Annotated in this window: 18 protein-coding genes; 16 read left to right on the top strand and 2 right to left on the bottom strand. The window is 26.2% G+C overall.

Features of this window, described 5'->3' with window-relative positions:
• The 4 genes from HCG76_RS17195 to HCG76_RS17180 form a co-directional block, all read left to right on the top strand.
• Positions 1 to 527, top strand: a 527-nt coding sequence (locus HCG76_RS17195; RefSeq protein WP_221719015.1) for a ribulose-phosphate 3-epimerase, incomplete at its 5' end; no start/stop codon positions are given.
• A gap of 300 nt (positions 528 to 827) precedes the next feature.
• Positions 828 to 1,592: a MerR family transcriptional regulator gene (locus HCG76_RS17190; RefSeq protein ID WP_221701486.1), complete on the top strand. Its 765-nt coding sequence runs from the start codon at positions 828 to 830 to the stop codon at positions 1,590 to 1,592.
• A 472-nt stretch (positions 1,593 to 2,064) separates the two neighbouring features.
• Positions 2,065 to 2,733: a response regulator transcription factor gene (locus HCG76_RS17185; RefSeq protein WP_221701485.1), complete on the top strand. Its 669-nt coding sequence runs from the start codon at positions 2,065 to 2,067 to the stop codon at positions 2,731 to 2,733.
• A complete protein-coding gene (locus HCG76_RS17180) occupies positions 2,723 to 4,237 on the top strand; it encodes a sensor histidine kinase (protein WP_221701484.1) in 1,515 nt (504 codons plus the stop codon). Before HCG76_RS17185 ends, HCG76_RS17180 begins: the two co-directional genes overlap by 11 nt.
• Before the next feature lie 90 nt (positions 4,238 to 4,327).
• On the opposite strand, the gene HCG76_RS17175 is transcribed toward HCG76_RS17180, so the two are convergent.
• Entirely contained in the window at positions 4,328 to 5,473 is a 1,146-nt protein-coding gene (locus tag HCG76_RS17175) for a DEAD/DEAH box helicase (protein WP_221701483.1), read from the bottom strand.
• A gap of 368 nt (positions 5,474 to 5,841) precedes the next feature.
• Here HCG76_RS17175 and HCG76_RS17170 point away from each other — a divergent pair, with 368 nt between their 5' ends.
• The 9 genes from HCG76_RS17170 to HCG76_RS17130 all read left to right on the top strand — a co-directional run bounded on the left by HCG76_RS17170 (position 5,842) and on the right by HCG76_RS17130 (position 15,599).
• Positions 5,842 to 7,989 carry a YhgE/Pip domain-containing protein gene (locus tag HCG76_RS17170; RefSeq protein ID WP_221701482.1) on the top strand — a complete coding sequence of 716 codons (2,148 nt, stop codon included), beginning with the start codon at positions 5,842 to 5,844 and terminating at the stop codon, positions 7,987 to 7,989.
• Positions 7,990 to 8,163: 174 nt separating this feature from the next.
• Positions 8,164 to 9,255, top strand: coding sequence for an acyltransferase family protein (locus HCG76_RS17165; protein WP_221701481.1), 1,092 nt, complete (start codon positions 8,164 to 8,166; stop codon positions 9,253 to 9,255).
• 140 nt (positions 9,256 to 9,395) lie between these two features.
• A complete protein-coding gene (locus HCG76_RS17160; protein ID WP_221701480.1) occupies positions 9,396 to 10,295 on the top strand; it encodes a 3'-5' exoribonuclease YhaM family protein in 900 nt (299 codons plus the stop codon).
• A gap of 69 nt (positions 10,296 to 10,364) precedes the next feature.
• Positions 10,365 to 10,541 (top strand): hypothetical protein, encoded by a 177-nt coding sequence (locus HCG76_RS17155; protein ID WP_221701479.1) that lies wholly within the window; start codon positions 10,365 to 10,367, stop codon positions 10,539 to 10,541.
• Positions 10,542 to 10,685: 144 nt separating this feature from the next.
• The gene (locus HCG76_RS17150; RefSeq protein ID WP_221701478.1) at positions 10,686 to 10,949 is read left to right on the top strand and encodes a hypothetical protein; all 264 of its coding nucleotides are present in this window, start codon (positions 10,686 to 10,688) and stop codon (positions 10,947 to 10,949) included.
• Positions 10,950 to 11,168: 219 nt separating this feature from the next.
• The gene (scfA, locus tag HCG76_RS17145; RefSeq protein ID WP_003371542.1) at positions 11,169 to 11,306 is read left to right on the top strand and encodes a six-cysteine ranthipeptide SCIFF; all 138 of its coding nucleotides are present in this window, start codon (positions 11,169 to 11,171) and stop codon (positions 11,304 to 11,306) included.
• Between the two features lie 268 nt (positions 11,307 to 11,574).
• Positions 11,575 to 12,927, top strand: coding sequence for a thioether cross-link-forming SCIFF peptide maturase (scfB, locus tag HCG76_RS17140; protein WP_221701477.1), 1,353 nt, complete (start codon positions 11,575 to 11,577; stop codon positions 12,925 to 12,927).
• 213 nt (positions 12,928 to 13,140) lie between these two features.
• Positions 13,141 to 14,061 carry an IS1/IS1595 family N-terminal zinc-binding domain-containing protein gene (locus HCG76_RS17135; RefSeq protein WP_221701476.1) on the top strand — a complete coding sequence of 307 codons (921 nt, stop codon included), beginning with the start codon at positions 13,141 to 13,143 and terminating at the stop codon, positions 14,059 to 14,061.
• Between the two features lie 323 nt (positions 14,062 to 14,384).
• Positions 14,385 to 15,599, top strand: a complete 1,215-nt coding sequence (locus tag HCG76_RS17130; protein WP_221701475.1) for a M16 family metallopeptidase — start codon at positions 14,385 to 14,387, stop codon at positions 15,597 to 15,599.
• Positions 15,600 to 15,667: 68 nt separating this feature from the next.
• Here the strand turns inward: HCG76_RS17130 and HCG76_RS17125 are convergent, their stop codons facing one another.
• Positions 15,668 to 16,177: a hypothetical protein gene (locus HCG76_RS17125; protein ID WP_221701474.1), complete on the bottom strand. Its 510-nt coding sequence runs from the start codon at positions 16,175 to 16,177 to the stop codon at positions 15,668 to 15,670.
• 127 nt (positions 16,178 to 16,304) lie between these two features.
• Between HCG76_RS17125 and HCG76_RS17120 the strand changes: the two genes are divergently transcribed.
• The 3 genes from HCG76_RS17120 to HCG76_RS19435 form a co-directional block, all read left to right on the top strand.
• Positions 16,305 to 17,714 carry an aminotransferase class I/II-fold pyridoxal phosphate-dependent enzyme gene (locus tag HCG76_RS17120; protein ID WP_221701473.1) on the top strand — a complete coding sequence of 470 codons (1,410 nt, stop codon included), beginning with the start codon at positions 16,305 to 16,307 and terminating at the stop codon, positions 17,712 to 17,714.
• Positions 17,715 to 17,795: 81 nt separating this feature from the next.
• Positions 17,796 to 17,918 carry a hypothetical protein gene (locus HCG76_RS19270; RefSeq protein ID WP_260458183.1) on the top strand — a complete coding sequence of 41 codons (123 nt, stop codon included), beginning with the start codon at positions 17,796 to 17,798 and terminating at the stop codon, positions 17,916 to 17,918.
• A gap of 179 nt (positions 17,919 to 18,097) precedes the next feature.
• Positions 18,098 to 19,702 (top strand): N-acetylmuramoyl-L-alanine amidase (locus tag HCG76_RS19435; protein ID WP_221719014.1); only part of this gene is annotated, 1,605 nt, incomplete at its 3' end.

The raw sequence follows: 19,702 nt of genomic DNA, 5'->3' as shown, positions 1-19,702 counted from the left end.
ATATATACTCAAAAAGGACACAGCACTGTGTCCTTTTAAATTTAATATATAATCAACCTTCATTTAAAACAGAGCCTAATATTAAAACTATTCATATTGATATAATGGATGGAAAATTTGTACCTAATATATCTTTTGGTTTTCCTATTCTAAAATGTATTAGAGAAATTACTAATTTAAATTTAGATGTTCATTTAATGATAGATGAACCAATAAGATATATAGATGAATTTGTTAAACATGGAGCAGATTCAATTACTGTCCATATTGAAGGAAATCATCATATTCATAGAATAATACAAGAAATAAAAAAGCATAATGTAAAAGCAGGTATCGCTATTAATCCAGGTACACCTATTAATAATTTAAAAGAAGTTTTACCTTTAGTAGACTTAGTATTAGTTATGGGCGTTAACCCAGGATTTGGTGGACAAGCATTTATTGAAAATACATTAAATAGAATAAAAGAATTATCAGTAATTAAAAAGGAAAAGTCTTTTAATTTCGATATTAATGTAGATGGATGAATTAAATCTTCTAATTATATGAAGGTATTAGAATGTGGAGCAAATAATGTTATAATAGGTTCAGATTTATTTAAAGATAATGAGATAACAAATAACATTAGTAAATTTAGATAAAATATATTATTTTATAAATAAAATATCATCTATTAAAAAATAGGTGGTATTTTATTTTTTTATTATTAAATATATTAATTTTGATAAATTCTTTATAGCTTTTTATCGTGAATTAATAAATAAAAAAATGTATTGACCTTAACGTTGCGTAAGGGTGTATAGTTTAGATATAAGGAGGTTGTTTCTATGGAATATACAGTGCAGAAGCTTAGTGAAATAGCTAAAATAAGCAAAAGAACATTAAGATACTATGATGAAATTGGACTTCTTAAGCCGGCAAGAGTTAATTCATCAGGATATAGAATTTATGGAGAAAAGGAAATTAATAAATTGCAGCAAATACTTTTTTATAGAGAGTTAGGAGTAAGCTTAGAACAAATAAAATTAATTTTAGAAAATCCACTGTTTGATGAGATTGAAGCATTAAAAGAGCATAGAATAAAACTTCTTGAAAAGCAAAAACAAATTGATTTGCTTTTAAAAAATGTTAATAAAACAATTCAATTAAAAGAGGGAGAAGTAAAAATGTCTGATAGAGAGAAATTTGAAGGTTTTAAGAAAAATATAATAGATACTAATGAAAAGAAGTATGGTGAAGAAATAAGAGAAAAGTATGGGAATGAAAGTATAGAAAAAAGTAATAAAAAATTTCAAAATATGACTGAAGAAGATTACAATGACTTCATTAAATTAGGTAATGAAGTTAATGAAAAACTATTACAAGCATTTAATACAGGAAACCCAAAGGGAGAATTGGCTCAAGAAGTTGCAGAGCTTCATAAAAAATGGCTTTTATATACTTGGTCAAGTTATACAAAAGAAGCCCATGCAGGATTAGCAGAAATGTATGTTTATGATGAGCGTTTTAAAGAGTATTATGATAAAGAACAAGATGGACTTGCAGAGTTTCTAAGAGATTCTATACTATTTTATACAGGTATGAGAAAGTAAAATATTATATTTAAAAATTATTAAGGGTTATGGTTTGATTACATAACCTTTAATAATTTATTTAAAAGAAAAAGTATAGTTTCTCAATATATAACCAAGAAATATTTCATGTTGGTTTCTTTAAGGTGTGAATAATAATATATAAACTAATAAATAGTATAGATAAGCAAATAAAATATAAAATTTTATTGATGTAAAAAATTTTTTTGTGTTTAAATGTAATATGCATTTTAATTTCTCTTTAAGTAATAATACATAATGATTTTATAAATTGAACCTTAAAATAATCTAAAAAAAAGTAATTTTTAAAGAGAAGTTATTATGAAATTTAAGTTAAAAAGGTTTAAAATTGTATTATAAGAATTATTTAAATAGCATTAGAGTATAAAAACTGAAGTTTAAATGAATTTAATATTCAATAAAAAGTATTATGATAAAATTAAGAGATATAAGAAAAAAATTGGAGGAACATATGAGTTATAAAATTTTGGTAGTAGAAGATGATAATCAAATACAGGAATTAATAGTAGAGTTTCTATCTTCACAAGATTATATAGTAGAAACAGCTAATGATGGAGTAGAAGGATATGAGAAATTTAAAGAAGGGGAATATGATTTAGTAATTTTAGATGTTATGATGCCAAGACTTGATGGACATTCATTATGCAAAATGATAAAAAGTGTAGATAAAGAAGTTTCAGTAATATTTTTAACTGCCTTAGGAGATGAAGAGAATGAAATAAAGGGATTTGACTTGAAGGCCGATGATTATATTAGTAAACCATTTTCATTTAATATATTAATTAAGAGAGTTGAAGCAGTTTTAAGAAGAAAGAATAGGGAAAAGGTTGAAGAGGAAGTGTTAAGGTTTGAGGGGTTAAAGCTTGAATTACAAACCTTTAAATCTTATGTTGAAGGAGAAGAGATAGAATTAACTTTAAAGGAATTTAATATATTGAAGTTAATGATATCAAGTTATCCAACGGTAGTTTCTAGAGAAAAGTTAATTGAAAAAATATGGGGATATGATTATTTTGGAGATACTAGAGTTATAGATGCTCATATGAAAAATATAAGAAAGAAAATAAAGAAGGATTATATTAAAACTATTAAAGGTGTAGGGTATGTTCTTGAAAAATAGATGGAAGAACTTAAGTATAAAAAAGAAATTATTTATATGGAGTAGCTTAATAATAATTTTTGCATTTACACTGTTATATATATGTATATATTTCTTTATGCCAAGAGTTTATGAAATATATAAGGTTAAAACTGTAAAGTTAGGAATTGAGCAATTAAAAACAAAATTAGAAGAAGACAAAGATATAGACATAGATGATATGTTAGATAATTTTTCTTATAATTATAATTTAGATATTATTTTAGTAAGTAAGGACAAAGATAATTTAATTGATAGCATATTATATTCCTCATTTAGGGAAGGTGCAAATTCTCCTAATAATATACCATTCTTATATAACCATAAACACTATGAAAGGTTTAAAATATTTCAAAAGTATAATTTAAGGTTTGATATAGATGAAAGTTTAAGTACAGCACAATTTGTATATCAACTAATTAATAAAAATGGTAGCTTAAATATAGATGAAGCTGTTTATATAAAAAGTTTAGATAAAATATATCATATGATAGTACATTTTCCTATAAGTCCGGAAAATGAGGCTGAAGACAGTATTGTTTTATTTTTCCCATTTGCTATTATTGCAATTATAGTAATTGCTTTTACTATTTCTAGTTTTTATGCTATTTTGATAAGTAAACCTCTAATCAAGATAAATAAAGTTGCTAAGAAAATGGCAAAATTGGATTTTGATAATGTTATAGAGATTAATGGTGAAGATGAAATAGGGGAATTATCTAATAGTTTAAATTTAATGAATAAAAATTTAAAAGAGTCTTTTAAAAAGCTAGAAAAAATGAACTCACAGCTTACAGAAGAAATAGAAATGGAAAGAAAATTAGAAAAAGAAAGAAGAGAATTTGTTGCAACAATATCTCATGAGTTAAAATCTCCTATTACTATAATTAATGGACAGTTAGAAGGGATGATTTATAATATAGGGAAGTATAAGGATAGGGATAAATATTTAAAGGAATCTTATGAAGTCACACAAAAGATGAGTGAATTAGTTCAAGAAATATTACATTTAAGTGAAAGAGAAAATGGAGAATTTAAATATAACTTTACAAATGTTAATATAAGTAAGGTTACTAATAGTGTTATAAGAGAATTAAAGTATTTTATAGATGAAAAGAATTTAGAATTAAAAACATATATTGATGAAGATGTTTTTGTGAATTCTGATGAAAAATTAATAAAAAAAGCAATTACTAATACAGTTAAGAATGCAATTACACATTCTCCTTTAAAGGAAAAGATAATTATTAAATTAACTGATAGTGAATTAAGTGTTGAAAACACAGGAATAACTATTCCAAAGGATCAGCTTGGAGAAATATTTAACGCTTTTTATAGAGTTGATAAATCAAGAAATAGAAAAACTGGAGGAACTGGTTTAGGTCTTTATATAGTAAGAACAATATTAGATAAGCATGAAAATATCCAGTATACAATTGAAAGTAGCGAAAATTCAGTTTTATTTAAGATGAAATTTTCTATTTAAGTGAATTGTGAAGAGTGGAGGATGAAAACCTCCGATTTTTTTAAACTCATTAAGGAGTTTTTTAATTAACTCTTCACTCTTAGTTTTTCACTATTTTACTGGTATTAAGTTACCGCCATATAGTCTCATTTCTTCAAATTTAATTTTAAAAGCCTTTTGATATAACTTTATAGCTTCTAAATCACGTCTTGTTCCTATGCATATTGAAGAACCAGAAAGAGTTCCACGAGCAGTTCTTCCAGCTCTATGTAAGTATTCATCAGGATTTTGAGGGAAGTCCATGCTTATAATATGAGATACTTCAGGTATATCAAGACCCCTAGCAGATACATCAGAAGATACTAAAATATTAAACTTACCATTTCTAAATGCTTCAATAGATCTTTGTCTTTGTTCCTTTGAAGCATTTCCATATATAGCAGTAGATTTAACCTTATGATAGTCAAGTTTTTCATTTATGTTTTGAAGTTCAGTACTGTTATTAACAAATACTATTGCTTTATCAGGATTTTCTGCAGCTAATAATTTTCTTAATGTTTCAAATCTATCTCTGAATTCACAAGCAATAAACATATGAGAAATATTAGGGTTTAAAACAGATTTAGCTTCTGATTTTACTATGTGAACCTCTTTAACTAATGATTTAGATATTTCTAAAGCAGTAGGATTTATACTTGCAGAGAAGAACATAAGTTGCCTATCTCTCATAGTAGCTTTAATTATGTCTTTAATTATTGTAGATTTATTTTTGGCTAATAAGCTATCTGCTTCATCCATAACTATAGTTTTTATAGTGTGAGCAGATATTTTTTTCTTTTTAATTAAATCAAGAACTCTTCCAGCTGAACCTACTATTATATGTGGTTTTACTTCTTTAAGTCTTTTTATTTGTTTTTCAATATTAGATTCACCCATTATAGTTAATGAAGTTACATTCATATTTGAATTTTTTGAAAGTAGTTTTATTTGTGCATCAATTTGCATAACTAATTCGTGAGTTGGAGCAAGAATAATAGCTTGCATTTCCTTCTTTTCAGTATTTATTTTTTGAAAAATAGGGCATAGGTAAGCTAAAGTTTTTCCACTACCAGTATGTGATTCTGCAATTATGTCTAAGTTTTCTAATGCTTTTGGAATAGTTAAGCTTTGTACTTCAGTTGGAGAAGTAATTCCTTGAAGTTTTAAGCCCTCTATTATATTTGAATTTAAATTAAGTTCGTTAAATGACATGTTCATTATTTTCTCCTCGGTAATTTATATTTATCTATATTTAGTATACACTAAAAATAATTTTAGTATAGAAGTTTCAATATTTAATTTTAAGTAATTATAAAATAGTTTAAATAAGATAGTATATTAATTTAAAAAAAGTAAAAAACAAAATAAGAGAGAAATAATAAAATAAAATGAATAAATTGTTAATAACATGTTTAAAAAATATTAAAAAAAATAAATTTTAAATGTATAAAAAACGTTTTAATATTGAGAAAAATGATGATTAAGGGGATAAATAGCAGAAAAACCGTAGAAAACTAAAACTTGAATTTTAGTACCAAAGTGATAATATATATTTAAAAGTAAGGAAAGGTCAAAGGAGTAAAAAGATGAAGGGTGCATTTGAAATTTTTAAAAAAGATTTAAAAAACATCTTTACAAATTATGGGGCGCTTATTGTTGTAATAGCATTATGTATATTACCTTCTTTGTATGCTTGGTTTAATATTAAAGCATCATGGGATCCATATGCAGAGTCGGCAACGAGTGGAATAAAAGTTGGAGTAGTAAATAAGGATTTAGGAACTACTTTAAATGGAAATGATATAAATTTGGGTAATACTATTGTTGATGAGTTGAAGGATAACAAACAGATGGGGTGGCAGTTTGTTAGCGAAGAAGAAGCAACTAAGATGGTTGAAGAGGGTAAATACTATGCAATGATTACAATACCAGAAAATTTTTCTCAAAATCTAACTTCAATCGTAACAGAAGATGTACAAAAGGGTGACATAATATATACAGTTAATGAAAAAATAAATGCTATTGCACCTAAGCTTACGGATAAAGGGGCGAGTGCTGTCCAAGACAAAGTAAGTAAAGCAATAGTAGCAACTGTAAGTGATGCAATATTTGGATTAGGAAATGAGATAGGGATAGAACTTGAAAATCAAATTCCTAAAATAACTACAATTTATAATGCATTATTAGATGTACAAGGACATTTTGGAAACATTAATGATACTGTTAATCTAGCTAGTCAAGGAGCAGAACAGCTTAAAACATTAGTTGCAGGAATTCAAGAAGATATTCCAATGATAGAGCAAACAATTAAAAATGCACAGACATTAAGTAGTGAGGTAAAAGATTTTTTAAGTACTTCAAAAACTAGCTTAAATAATATAGCTCCTATAATTAAAAATGATATTAAGATATTAAACGAAATATCTAATGATATATCCAAATATACAAGTGCAGTAATAGATGCAATAAATGCAGGTTCAGAAAATGCACCAGCTATGATAGATAGTTTACTTGATAAGTTAAATAGCATAAATACAAGTGCAAATTCATTAATTAATATTCTTGAAACTATGAATAAGTTTAGTCCAGGTAAGTTTGATGACATAATAAGTAATTTACAAACTGTTACTAGTAAAATTAACTCTGCTATTACTGCTTTAAATACTGTTAAAGATAACATAGCTAATGGGCAACAACCTAATTTATCATTATTAAATAATGTAATAGCTTTTTCAAATGATATTAGTAATATAACTAATAATATTTATAACAATTTTGATTCAGAAATAGTAGGTAAAATAAATAGTATATTTGATGATGCATATACTGTAGCTGATAATGCTATGAATGTATTAAGTGAAGCGGAATCGAAGTTACCACAAGTAACTGAATTGTTAAATACTGTATATCAAGGCGCTGATAAAGGAATGGAAGGAATAGAATTTGTTAAGGAAAAGCTTCCAGAGGCTGAAAATATGATTAATGATTTAATTAGTAAGGTTGGTGGAATAAAGGATAGTGCTGATTTACAAGAAATAGTAAACTTACTAAAGAGTGATGTTCAAAAGAGAAGTGATTTCCTTGCAAATCCAGTAGAGATAATAACAAATAAATTATTCCCAATGGGGAATTACGGAACTGGAATGACTCCATTCTACACTGTATTATCATTATGGGTAGGATTATTGTTATTAGCTTCAATGTTAACAGTTGAAGCACATGGAGATTATTCACCTATGTCACAATATTTTGGAAAGTTATTTTTATTCTTAACTATAGCTATAATTCAAGCTTTAATAGTTTCTATAGGAGATTTGTATGTACTGAAAATTTATTGTGTAAATCCATTATTATTTGTATTAGGTAGTGTATTTACAAGTATTATATTCACATTTATTTTATATTCAATGTGTTCTGTACTTGGAAATGTAGGTAAGGTTTTAGGAATTGTATTATTGGTATTACAAATAGGAGGATCAGGAGGAACATTCCCTATTCAATTAACACCAAAGTTCTTCCAAACAATAAATCCATTTTTACCTTTCACTTATGCAATTTCATTTGCAAGAGAGGCAATAGGTGGAGTTGTTCAAAGTGTTTTAGTTAAAGATATTATAGTGCTTTTAATATATGGAGCCATATTTATACTTATTTCATTATTCCTTAAGAAGCCAATTAATAAGCTTTCAGAAGGATTTGCAGAAAGTATAAAAAAGAGTGGAATAGGAGAATAAATAAAAATAATGAGTTAGTTGTATTTTCAATTAACTCATTATTTTTTTGCTTTATGATAATATTGTGCAATAAATTAATATATCTATAATAAAAGTATGGTAAATAACAATAAAGTATGATAAAAATAGATTAGGATATGTGTTTACAAATTATTAATAAATTAAGGAGAGGTAATGAGAAAAAGAGAAATTGATTGGATAAGAAATATTTGTATATTAATGTTATTTGTTTATCATACATCAGCAATATTCACAGACTTTGGTGATTTTTATATTAAAACCGAAAAAGGGAATTTATTTTCTAATGGTTTTATATTATTAACATTTACTTGGTATATGCCACTATTATTCTTTTTAGCTGGAGCTTCAACATATTTTGCACTACAGAGAAGAAGTGGATTACAATATATAATGGAGAGAATTAAAAAATTATTGATACCATTTATATTTGGAATTATAGTAATAGTTCCTCCACAAACATATCTAGCAAGGCTTTGGAGAGGTGAAAGTAATATAAACTATTTTAGTCATATGAAAAAGTTTTTTACTAATATAAGCGATTTTATGGGGTTTGATGGGAACTTCAGTCCTGCACATCTTTGGTTTATACTATTTTTATTTATTATTTCTATAATAGGAGTTAGTGTAATAAAGGGTTGTAAAGTCATAGGTGGTAAGAAAATTCTTTTAAGTTTAAAAGGTATATTACTAAGTAAGACAGGCATAGTATTAGTTATAGGATTGACTATTATTTCAGAGATGATACCGGGAATTGGCGGAAAAGGATTGTTTTTAAACTTACTAATGTTTTTATTTGGATATATTGCTTATGGTGATATTGATTATATAAATGCTATATCTAAGTATAGAAGAACCTTTGCATTTATAAATGGAGTTATTATAATTTTAGGATTAGGTTACTTTATTAGTTTAAGAAATATGGAATTAGGTTATTTACAAATTCTTATTGAGACTATGCTAAAATCTGCTTTAATAGTTGTTTCTATAATAACTATTGTTGGATATGGAATAAAATATTTAAATGCTGAAAATAAAGTGCTTATATATTTAAATAAGGCATCTTTTCCTGTATATATAATGCACCAAACTATATTGTTAACATTAGCATTTTTTATATTACCATTAATGTTACCAGCATGGATTACTATTATTACATTGATAGTATTATCATTTGTTATAACATTTGCTTTATATGAAATAATTAAAAGAACAAAATACATAGGTATACTAATTGGAATGAAATAGAAAAATCTTCTAAGATATTTAAATATATCTTAGAAGATTTTTTATTAAAATGAATATTTATAAAGTAATAGAAAAATATTTTAATATTTTTTAGGTTACACTAAACTATAAGGAAAGTTAGTAATTGGAGGAAATAAGATATGAAAAAGGAAGTATTTTTATCTGATATAAAGAATGGAAGTGAACTAAAAACATCATTAATGGTTATGAGAGTGCTTTTTAGAGACACTACAAAAGTAGTATGTATTTTAGCAGATAAAAGTGGGGAGATAAAAGCAACTATACAAAATAAATCAGGAAATATTGTTGAAGGTAGAGTTATTCAGATAGAAGGTAAAAAAGATACAAACTTAGAAGTGAAAAAATACGAGTTTATAGATGAATATAATTCAATAGATTATTTACCTACAGTTAAAAGGAATATAGAAGATATTATGGATGAACTTGAATTATATACAGAGGAGTATATAACTTCAAAAGAAGGAAAGGCTTTAAATGATTACTTCTTTAAAAATGAAGAGTTTTTAGAAAAGTTTAAAAGAGGAATCGGTGGAGTTTCGATGCATCATAACTATATAGGAGGATTAGCAGAACATACACTAGGTGTTATGTATTTAACTATTATGCTTTGTGAAAGATATAATTGCAGAAATAGAGAAATTGCAATTCTTGCGGCAAAGCTTCATGATATAGGGAAAATATATGAATTATATTATGATGGACCATTTAAATATACTCTTAGAGGGGAAATGGAAGGCCATATAGTAATTGGTACAGAAATGCTAGATAAAGCATTTAATGATAATCCAGGATTTTATTCTGATGACTTTATTATAAGAATGAAAGGCTGTATAGTACAGCATCATGGAAAACTTGAGTATGGATCACCAAGAGAAATGAGAATGGAAGAATCCTTTATTCTTAATTCTGCAGATTCAATAGATGCTACTATGAATAAAATAGAACAAATAAAGGAAAAAACAGAAGCGGGAAATTGGTCAGAGTATGATAGAAGAATAGAAACAAGGTTATACTTATAAGTGAATCTCCAAATTTTAATTTGGCAAGATGAACTTACTCATTCGAAGGAAGAGAGGAGAAAAAGAAATATGAATAAATTTAAAGATAAATTAACTGAAGAAGATATATTTGTAGAAAGTGAAAGCAGCAATACTTCTATTATAAGTGTTGAAGATATAGTTAAATCTAATAATAAGAATGATTTCAATAATATAAAAGAAAGTATAGATATAGAAAGAGAGAAATTTGGTCAAAATAGTAAGTAGTATTTTAAATAATATAAATAAAAGATATTTACTATTAGAAAAGTAAATTCTAAGTTTCAAATATGTAATAAAAATTTAACTATTTTATAAATTGACTAAGATAGTTAATCTGTATATAATTTTTATAACAGAGAGGTGGAGAGTATGAGTATTAAAAACAACAAAAAATTAATTTTTGGTGCATTATCAGCAGTTGTTGCATCAGTTGCAGCAGGTGTTTTAGTGAAAAACAATTTGGATAAAAAAGCTAAAAATGAGAATGAAGAAAATAATAAAAAAGAGAAGAAAAATAAAAATAAAAATGTTTATTATACAGTACATTTAAATGATATATATAGTTCATATGATGATAAAACTTTATCTGAAGATGACATGATAGAAGCAATAAAAAAAGAGACTTCTTTATAGAAAATAATAAAAACAACATTTCGTATTAATGGAAATGTTGTTTTATTATTTTATTAAATTTAAATTAATTTTGAAATAAAGTAATAATATAAATTTATTTTTAATATATATTTTATTGTAGGTATAATATGGTACAGACTTAGGAAAATAAATACTTTATTACCGTGAGAAACTGTGCTATAATTACCAATGTTATATTTGAAATATGGAGGATTCGACATGAAACACATAAAAACAATCAACAAAACAAACATCAAAAATAGCTTATGCAAACCAGGATGTAAGGAATGTGCAAACTCATGCCAATCAGCTTGCAAAACTTCTTGCACAGTTGCTAACTTAGAGTGTGAAAACTAATTAAAGACAAGCAGTAACTTCAAAAAGGTTGCTGCTTAACTTTATTCTTAGTTTAAGTTGATTTATCAAATTAACATTTGGATTAAATAAGATATTGTTTCAACATAAATGAGATTCTAAATCTTTGATTTAGTTAATCGAATTTACACCTACGACATAAAGGGAGTAGTGTGTTTCCTTAAAATAAGTTTATTTTAAGGTTATATATAGTTATAACATATCGTAAATTATATGATATGAGCAATAAATAGTGCTAGGAGGAATTGGAATGGCTTTAATACACAAATTTAAACAAGGAGATAATTTCTTTGTTTTAGATGTTAACACAGGAGCTGTACATATTGTAGATGAATTAGTTTATGATTTAGTTGATGATAATAAACTAAGAGATAAGGAAGAACTTATAAAAGAGTTTGGAGCTAAATATGGTGAAGAAACTATAGCTGAAGCTTATGAAGAATTATTAGAACTTATAGATGAGGATATATTATATTCAAGAGATCAGTATGAAGATATAGCACATTCATCAATGGATGATAGAGATTATATAAAAGCTGTCTGTTTAAATATTATTCATGGATGTAATTTAAGATGTAAATATTGCTTTGCTGATGAAGGTGAGTACAATGGACATAAAGGGGTAATGTCTGTTGAAACTGCTAAAAAGGCAATAGATTATGTTGTTAAGAGAAGTGGTCCAAGAAGAAATATTGAAATTGATTTATTTGGTGGAGAACCAACAATGATCATGGACAAGGTTAAAGAAATAATAGCTTATGCAAGAGAAAATGAAAAGGCTTGGAAGAAAAACATTAGATTTACTATGACTACTAATGCAACTCTTTTAACTGAAGAGATGATGGACTTTATGGATAAAGAAATGGGCAATATTATCCTTTCATTAGATGGTAGAAAAGAAGTAAATGATAATGTAAGAATTAAGATTGATGGAAGTGGTTCTTATGATGATATACTTCCAAACATTAAGAGAATGATTGAAAAAAGAGATAAATCTAAACATTACTATGTAAGAGGAACATTTACAGGAGCAAATACTGATTTCTATGAAGATGTTAAGGCTATGGTTAATGAAGGATTTAGAGAAATTTCAATTGAACCAGTTGTACTTGAAAAAGGACATTTCTTAGAATTAAAAGAAGAGCACTTACCAGAAATATTTGAAAACTATGATAAGTTATATAATGAAATGGCAAGAAGAAAGAAAGAAGGAGATGAGTTCAACTTCTATCACTTCAACATTGATTTAAATGGTGGACCATGTGTTTACAAGAGAATTTCAGGATGTGGTGCTGGATTTGAATATGTTGCAATAACACCACAAGGTGAAGTTTATCCATGTCACCAATTTGTTGGTAGAGAAGAATTTAAGCTTGGAACTATTTATGATGATAGTTATGATTCAGAATTAGGTAAGAAGTTTAAAAAGGCTCATATATATAACAAACCAAAATGTAAAGAATGTTGGGCAAGATTCTACTGTTCAGGTGGATGTCAAGCAAATAATGTTGCATTTAATGGAGATATGAATATTCCTTACGAAATTGGATGTAAAATGCAAAAGAAGAGAATTGAATGTGCAATAGCACTTAAAGCTGAATAAAATAAGAGTTTAATAACAAGAACAAGGTTATGCTTTGTTCTTGTTATTTTTTTAAAAAAATTTATATTTGTTATATAATTATTTAAGAAAAAATATATCCAAAGTTAAAAAGATTAGAATAAGTTACAAAAATTATATAAATAAAGAAAAAGATAAATCAAATATGTTTATTGATATAGATATGAGTTAATAATTAATTTTGGTGATGTAATTATGATTAATATCTATAAAATCTTAATGAATAAAAATAATGAAAACTACAAATCAATACCAGATAAGGGGAAGTCGAATAAAAAAAGTGATAATTCATGTCCGTATTGCCAAAGTAATAGTGTTATTAAGTTTGGGTTTTACAAAGGAGCTCAAAGATATAAATGTAAAGATGAAAGTTGTGGAAAAACATTTAGCAATGATATAAATAATCCATTTAGATATTCTAAAAAGCTTAAATATATGTGGGAAAAATATTTTCAGGTTTTTATTAAGGGGGTATCTTTAAGAGAGTGTGCAGCTAAGATGAATATTACATTGGTAACAGCGTTTTTCTGGAGACATAGATTTTTACATGATTTATGTGAAAAAAATTATATTGAAAAGATAGGATCATATGTTGAGTTAACAAAGTTGGTTTTGAATGAAAATTTTAAAGGGGATAGGAGACACCATTCAGAAGAAAGAGATAAAATTATAGTAGTTAATGCAATTAATAAATCTTTAGATATTATTCCGATATTTGCAGCAAGAAATTTTATTGGACTTTATGATATAAGAGATAATATTATTCCAAGATTAGATAGAAAGGCGTATATAGCTGGATTTTTAGATGGTAGATTAAAGGTTTTTGCAAAAGGGTTTAATGAGATTAATAAGGTTAATATAAGTGATAATGAAATTTCAAATATAGATATAACATATTCTAATAAACTTAAGATATGGCTTAAGAAGTTTAATGGTGTAGCTAGTAAATATTTAGATCATTATTTTGCTTGGAGAGCTTTTGAATATAAAAATGATATTGAAGATAAAAAGAATAAATCAGTAATAAATAAAATAAGATTTGAAATTAATTCAAAGGCAGAAATAAATTCTTATTTATCTTGGCAGAAGATAAAATCAAAAAGATTATCAATATAGTAAAAAGTAGATATATAAGAGATTATGACTATTATCATTTGGGGTAATGGTCTATTTGGGGTTGGGATAATTAAAAGTAAATAGTTATAACAAAATTTTTTTTTATAAATTTTATGAATTACATATTAAAAGATGAGAGAATGTATATGTTAGTTTTATGATATATGAATGTGTTATACAAAAATGTTGTTAACAACATTTTTGTATAACAGGATTATATAGAGAGAAATAGGTTATATAAAAATCATAGAATTAAAGGAAGAAAAGCAATCAAAAGAATTATGAAATTGATATGATATAATGAAAAAAAGAGGTGATATTTAATGAAAGAATATATATTAGATAACGGATTAAAATTTATTTATAAAAAAGGTAATAGTGAGTTAACCTCAATATGCATATCATTAGATGCAGGAGCAGGACGTGATGGAGAAAAATTAGGTGTAGCTCATGTTACTGAACATATGGTATATAAGGGAACAGAAATAAGAAGCGAAAAGCAAATAAATGAAGAATTAAGCAGTATATTTGGTTTTCAAAATGCCATGACTAACTATCCTTATGTAGTATTCTATGGAACTTTATTAAGTGAAGATTTACAAAAGGGATTAGATTTATTTTCAGATATTCTTTTAGCACCAGTATTTACTGAAGAAGGTTTTAAAGAAGAGATGGAAGTAATAAAGCAAGAACTAAAAGAATGGGATGAGGAGTTAGAACAATATACAGAAGATAAGCTTTATTATAACTGTATGGAAAATAGAAGACTTAAGCATCCTATTATAGGTACTGAAGAGTCACTAAATAATATGACAATAGATGATGCAATAGATTTCTTTAATAATTATTATTGTGCTAATAATGCAACTATTACTATAATCTCAAATTTAGATTTTGAAGTTGTAAAAGAGATGATAGAAGATTGTTTTATAGACTGGAGAAGTGAAAAAATACCTGAAGATGAAGAAAATATTAGCAGTCCTAGGAGTGGAATTTTTATTGATAGGAAAGAAGATATAAATAGTGCAAAGGTTCAAATTATATTCCCTATTGATGAATTAAGCCATTGGGAGATAAAAGCATTAAGGGTTTTCAATCAATACTTTGGAGAAGGGGTAAATTCTATCTTATTTGATACATTAAGAACAAAGCATTCATTAGTTTATGATGTATTAACTAGGGTTGCTAATGAAGAGTATATAAAGGTTTATAAAATTGCTTATAGTACTGCTCATGAAAATGTAGATAAATCAATAGAAATTATACAAGAGTTAATAAAAAATGTTGATGAGTATAGGCATATATTAAAGAAGAATGATGTTGAAGCATTAATAAAAAGTTTTAGATTGAAAAGATTATTTGCTGATGAACAAAGTGTAAGATTAGCTATGCAAATAGCTACTTATGATACTATGTTTGGGGATGGATTATTATATCTTGATGAGAGTGAAGATTTAAATAAAATGCCTGTAAGCTTTATTATAGATACGGCAATTAAGGTTTTTAGTAAAATGACAATACAAGTTATTACTAAATAATAAAAATAGAAAAACTTACTACTATATATAATGGTAGTAAGTTTTTTATTTACATGAGAGTAGCCTAGTTAAGCAATACTTATTAAGTTTGTATCAATAACACTCCAAGCATTATTAATAACTTTAAGTGTGACTTTATATTGGTAAGAACCAACAGGACTATGATATTTAGAGCCTTCAACTATTGTTTCACCAGCTTCATTTGAACTAATATTAGTAATCATCAATAAATAGCCATCAACTTTAATTGACCCCAAATTGTTAGCTAATCCAATTTCTTTTAATTTAAATAAAGAAGCATTTAATACAATAAGTCCATATTCTTCAAAGTGTTTAATTGCTTTTTGTCGTTCTTCGTATGTTGTATCTGTGAAATGGATAGATTCCATATCTAAGATTATAAAATCTCTTAAAGGTTCTTTATCAACAAAATGATTATTATTATAATTATACATTTCATCGTAAGCTAAAATTAATGCATCAATATTTCTAGGGTATTGATAATTAATTGATAAATCATCAGAATTACTATTAAAGAATAAACATGATGCAATAATTATATTTAAAAGTAAGTTCATAAATAAATCACCTCAAAATTAGCTTTCCATGTAAAATAAGTAATATGCAATAAAGTTTTTGTGGTTTTTATTTATAGTATTTATTAATATAGTATAAGAAGTATTAAGTTGATGGAGAAAAATGTAGATGAGTAAAAGAATACCGTTATTAGAAGAAGTATTAAAATATAAAAAAGAAGATAATCTTATTCTTTCAATGCCAGGTAATAAAAGTGGAATTGGATTTTTAAGAGATGATATAGGAAGAGAATTTGTAAGTAATATGGGCTTTTTAGATATTACGGAAGTTGACCCATTAGATAATCTTCATTGTCCAGAGGGAGTAATTAAAGAGGCACAAGAGTTATTGGCTGAAACTTATGGAGTAAAAAAAGCATATTTTGTTGTTAATGGAAGTACAGCTGGAAATTTAGCAGCAATATTTGATGCATTTAATGAAGGAGATGAAGTATTAGTAGAAAGAAACTGTCATAAATCTGTTTATAATGGATTAATTTTAAGAAAGTTAAAAGTAAAATATATTGAACCTGTTATTCATGAGGATAAAGGAATATTTTTACCTCCAACAGAAAAAGAAATATACAAAGCATTAGAAGAATGTAGTAATGCAAAGGGAATAATATTGACTTATCCAAATTATTTTGGTATAGGATATGATATATTTGATACATTGAAAGAGTTAAAAGAAAGCGGATTATCAATAATTATAGATGGAGCACATGGAGCTCATTATGGAATAAGTGAAAAGCTACCTAAATCCATAGTTACATATGCTGATTATGTAGTATTAAGTGCCCATAAGACATTACCTAGTCTAACTCAAGGATCATATCTTTTAGTTAATAATGATAATAATGTAGATTTTTATTTAAAAGCATTTATGACTACATCGCCTTCATATCTAATAATGTCATCATTAGATTATTCAAGATATTATTTAGATAATTACGGAAAGAAAGATTATAATTACATAATAGAGTTAGCTGATAAATGGGCTATAAAAATAAGTGAATTAAATAAAGTAAGTGTTTTACAATCAAATGATTTGCCTAAGGGATATAACCTTGATTCAAGCAGATATATATTAATACTACCAAAAGGATATAGTGGACATAAATTATTAGACTATATGAGAACAATGAAAATACAATGTGAAATGAGTTTTGCAGGTGGAGTAGTATTGATTTTATCACCATTTAATGTAGAAGAAGATTTTAAAAAAATACATAATGCTATTTTAAAATTAGACTTATCTCTAATTAAGGATGAATTATATCAAAATTATTATAGTATAATTCCTAAAAAGGTGTTAGAGCCTTATGAAGTATTTAATAGAGAATTTGAATGTATAGATATTACTAAAAGCATAGGAAAAATTTCTAAGGAATCATTAATTCCTTACCCACCAGGAATTCCATTAATTTGTGGTGGTGAAATAATATCTAAAGAAGCTGTTGAAATTATAGACGGATATATTAGAAATAATAAGAGTGTAATTGGACTAGAAGGAACAGTAGTTAAAATAATAAAAGAATAGAAAATATAGTAATCAATTTAAATGAATATACATAGTCAAAGTATCAAAAACTATAATATATCATTTAAAGGAGATGAATTTATGGATTATAAAGTTGCACAAGTTAGCAAGGAAGAAGTTGAAGCTATAAAAAAAGCTGAAAATTTGATTAAGTCCGAAACTGGAAAAGATTTCGTTATGATTGCATGGGAAAAAGTAAAATAAGTTTTTAGATAAAATTACAATATAATTTTGCTTATATTGTAATTTTATTTTTTTTTGTATGAAAAAGAAAAAAGTAAAATTATAAATAAAAACTTAAAATTTCCCAAAATTTTCATTAAAAGTTGGTTTATTTTAGCATAAAATTATGTATAATGTATTATATGTAAGTAGAAAGTAGGGTGATTAATATTAATAAGTTAAAAATATTAAGTTTATTAATACTTTCAGGAATATTAATAACTCCTTCAGATATAGTAAGAGCAGAAGGAATTTATAATGTCTCGGAAAGTGAATTAATTAAATTATTAGAAAAATATAAAAATGAAGAAGTTATATTAGAAGATGGATTAATTTTAACTGTTGGTGAAGCTATTAATTTACCTATAAACGATGGGTGGACTATTTATAATGAAAATGTAGCGGAGATAGTTGATGGAGAATTAGTAGGAAAGAATTCAGGAAGTACATTTGTATCACAGCAAACTGGTGATACAGTATATATTTTAGAAGTATGCATAACAGATGAGGGCGTATCTACTGCTAGTTATGGGAAAAGCATAATTAAAAATGTGAATAGGGATTACTATAAAGTTTTTATTGATCCTGGTCATGGAGGATATGATAACGGAGCAGTACAAAATGGAGTTCTCGAGGATGAAATAAACTTACAAATATCTCAAAAGGTAGAAGCTAAATTAAAGGCAAAAGGTGTACAAGTTAAAATGAGTAGATATGATGATACATATTTATCATTAACTGATAGAACGAAAATGGCAAATAATTGCGGATCTGATATATTTGTTTCAGTACATCAAAATTCTGCAACAAGTTCTAGTGCCAATGGAATAGAAACATATTATTATTCATCAAGACAAGATAGTAAAGAGTTAGCAACTGAAATACAAACAGATTTAATACAATCTACTAGTGCTGTTAACAGAGGTGCTAAGACTGCAAATTATGCAGTCATTAAAACTGCAAATATGTCATCAAGTTTAGTTGAATGTGGATTTATATCAAATCCAACAGAAGCTAAAAATCTTAGTTCTAGTAGTTATCAAGATAAAGTAGCAGAAGGTATTGTTAATGGAATAATGGATTATTTAAGAAATAATGTAATATTAAATAATTCTGGAGGCAACGAAAACAATAATGGAAACAATGGTTCATCATCATCTACACAAAATGGAACAATAAAAGTAAATGGTGCTTTAAATGTAAGAAGTGGAGCTGGGACAAACCATTCAGTAATAGGCTCACTAAGCAACGGAGCAAAAGTAGAAATAGTAGAAACAAGTGGAACTTGGTATAAGATAAAATACGGAAGTGGATATGGATACGTAAGTAAAGATTATGTAACAGTATCAACAGATTCAGGAAATAATAGTGGAAGTTCAGGTAGTGGAAACAATAGTGGAAATAATGGTTCATCAGCATCAACACAAAGTGGAACAATAAAAGTAAATGGTGCTTTAAATGTAAGAAGTGGAGCTGGGACAAACCATTCAGTAATAGGCTCACTAAGCAACGGAGCAAAAGTAGAAATAGTAGAAACAAGTGGGACTTGGTATAAGATAAAATACGGAAGTGGATATGGTTATGTAAGTAAAGATTATGTAACAGTATCAACAGATTCAGGAAACAATGGTGGAAATGATAATTCATCAGCATCAACACAAAATGGAACAATAAAAGTAAATGGTGTTTTAAATGTAAGAAGTGGAGCTGGGACAAACCATTCAGTAATAGGCTCACTAAGCAACGGAGCAAAAGTAGAAATAGTA

Source organism: Clostridium sp. K13 (assembly GCF_019734195.1).
GTDB lineage: Bacteria > Bacillota > Clostridia > Clostridiales > Clostridiaceae > Clostridium.
The sequence above is the reverse complement of the archived record's forward strand: the minus strand, read 5'-3'. Positions and strand labels throughout refer to the sequence as shown.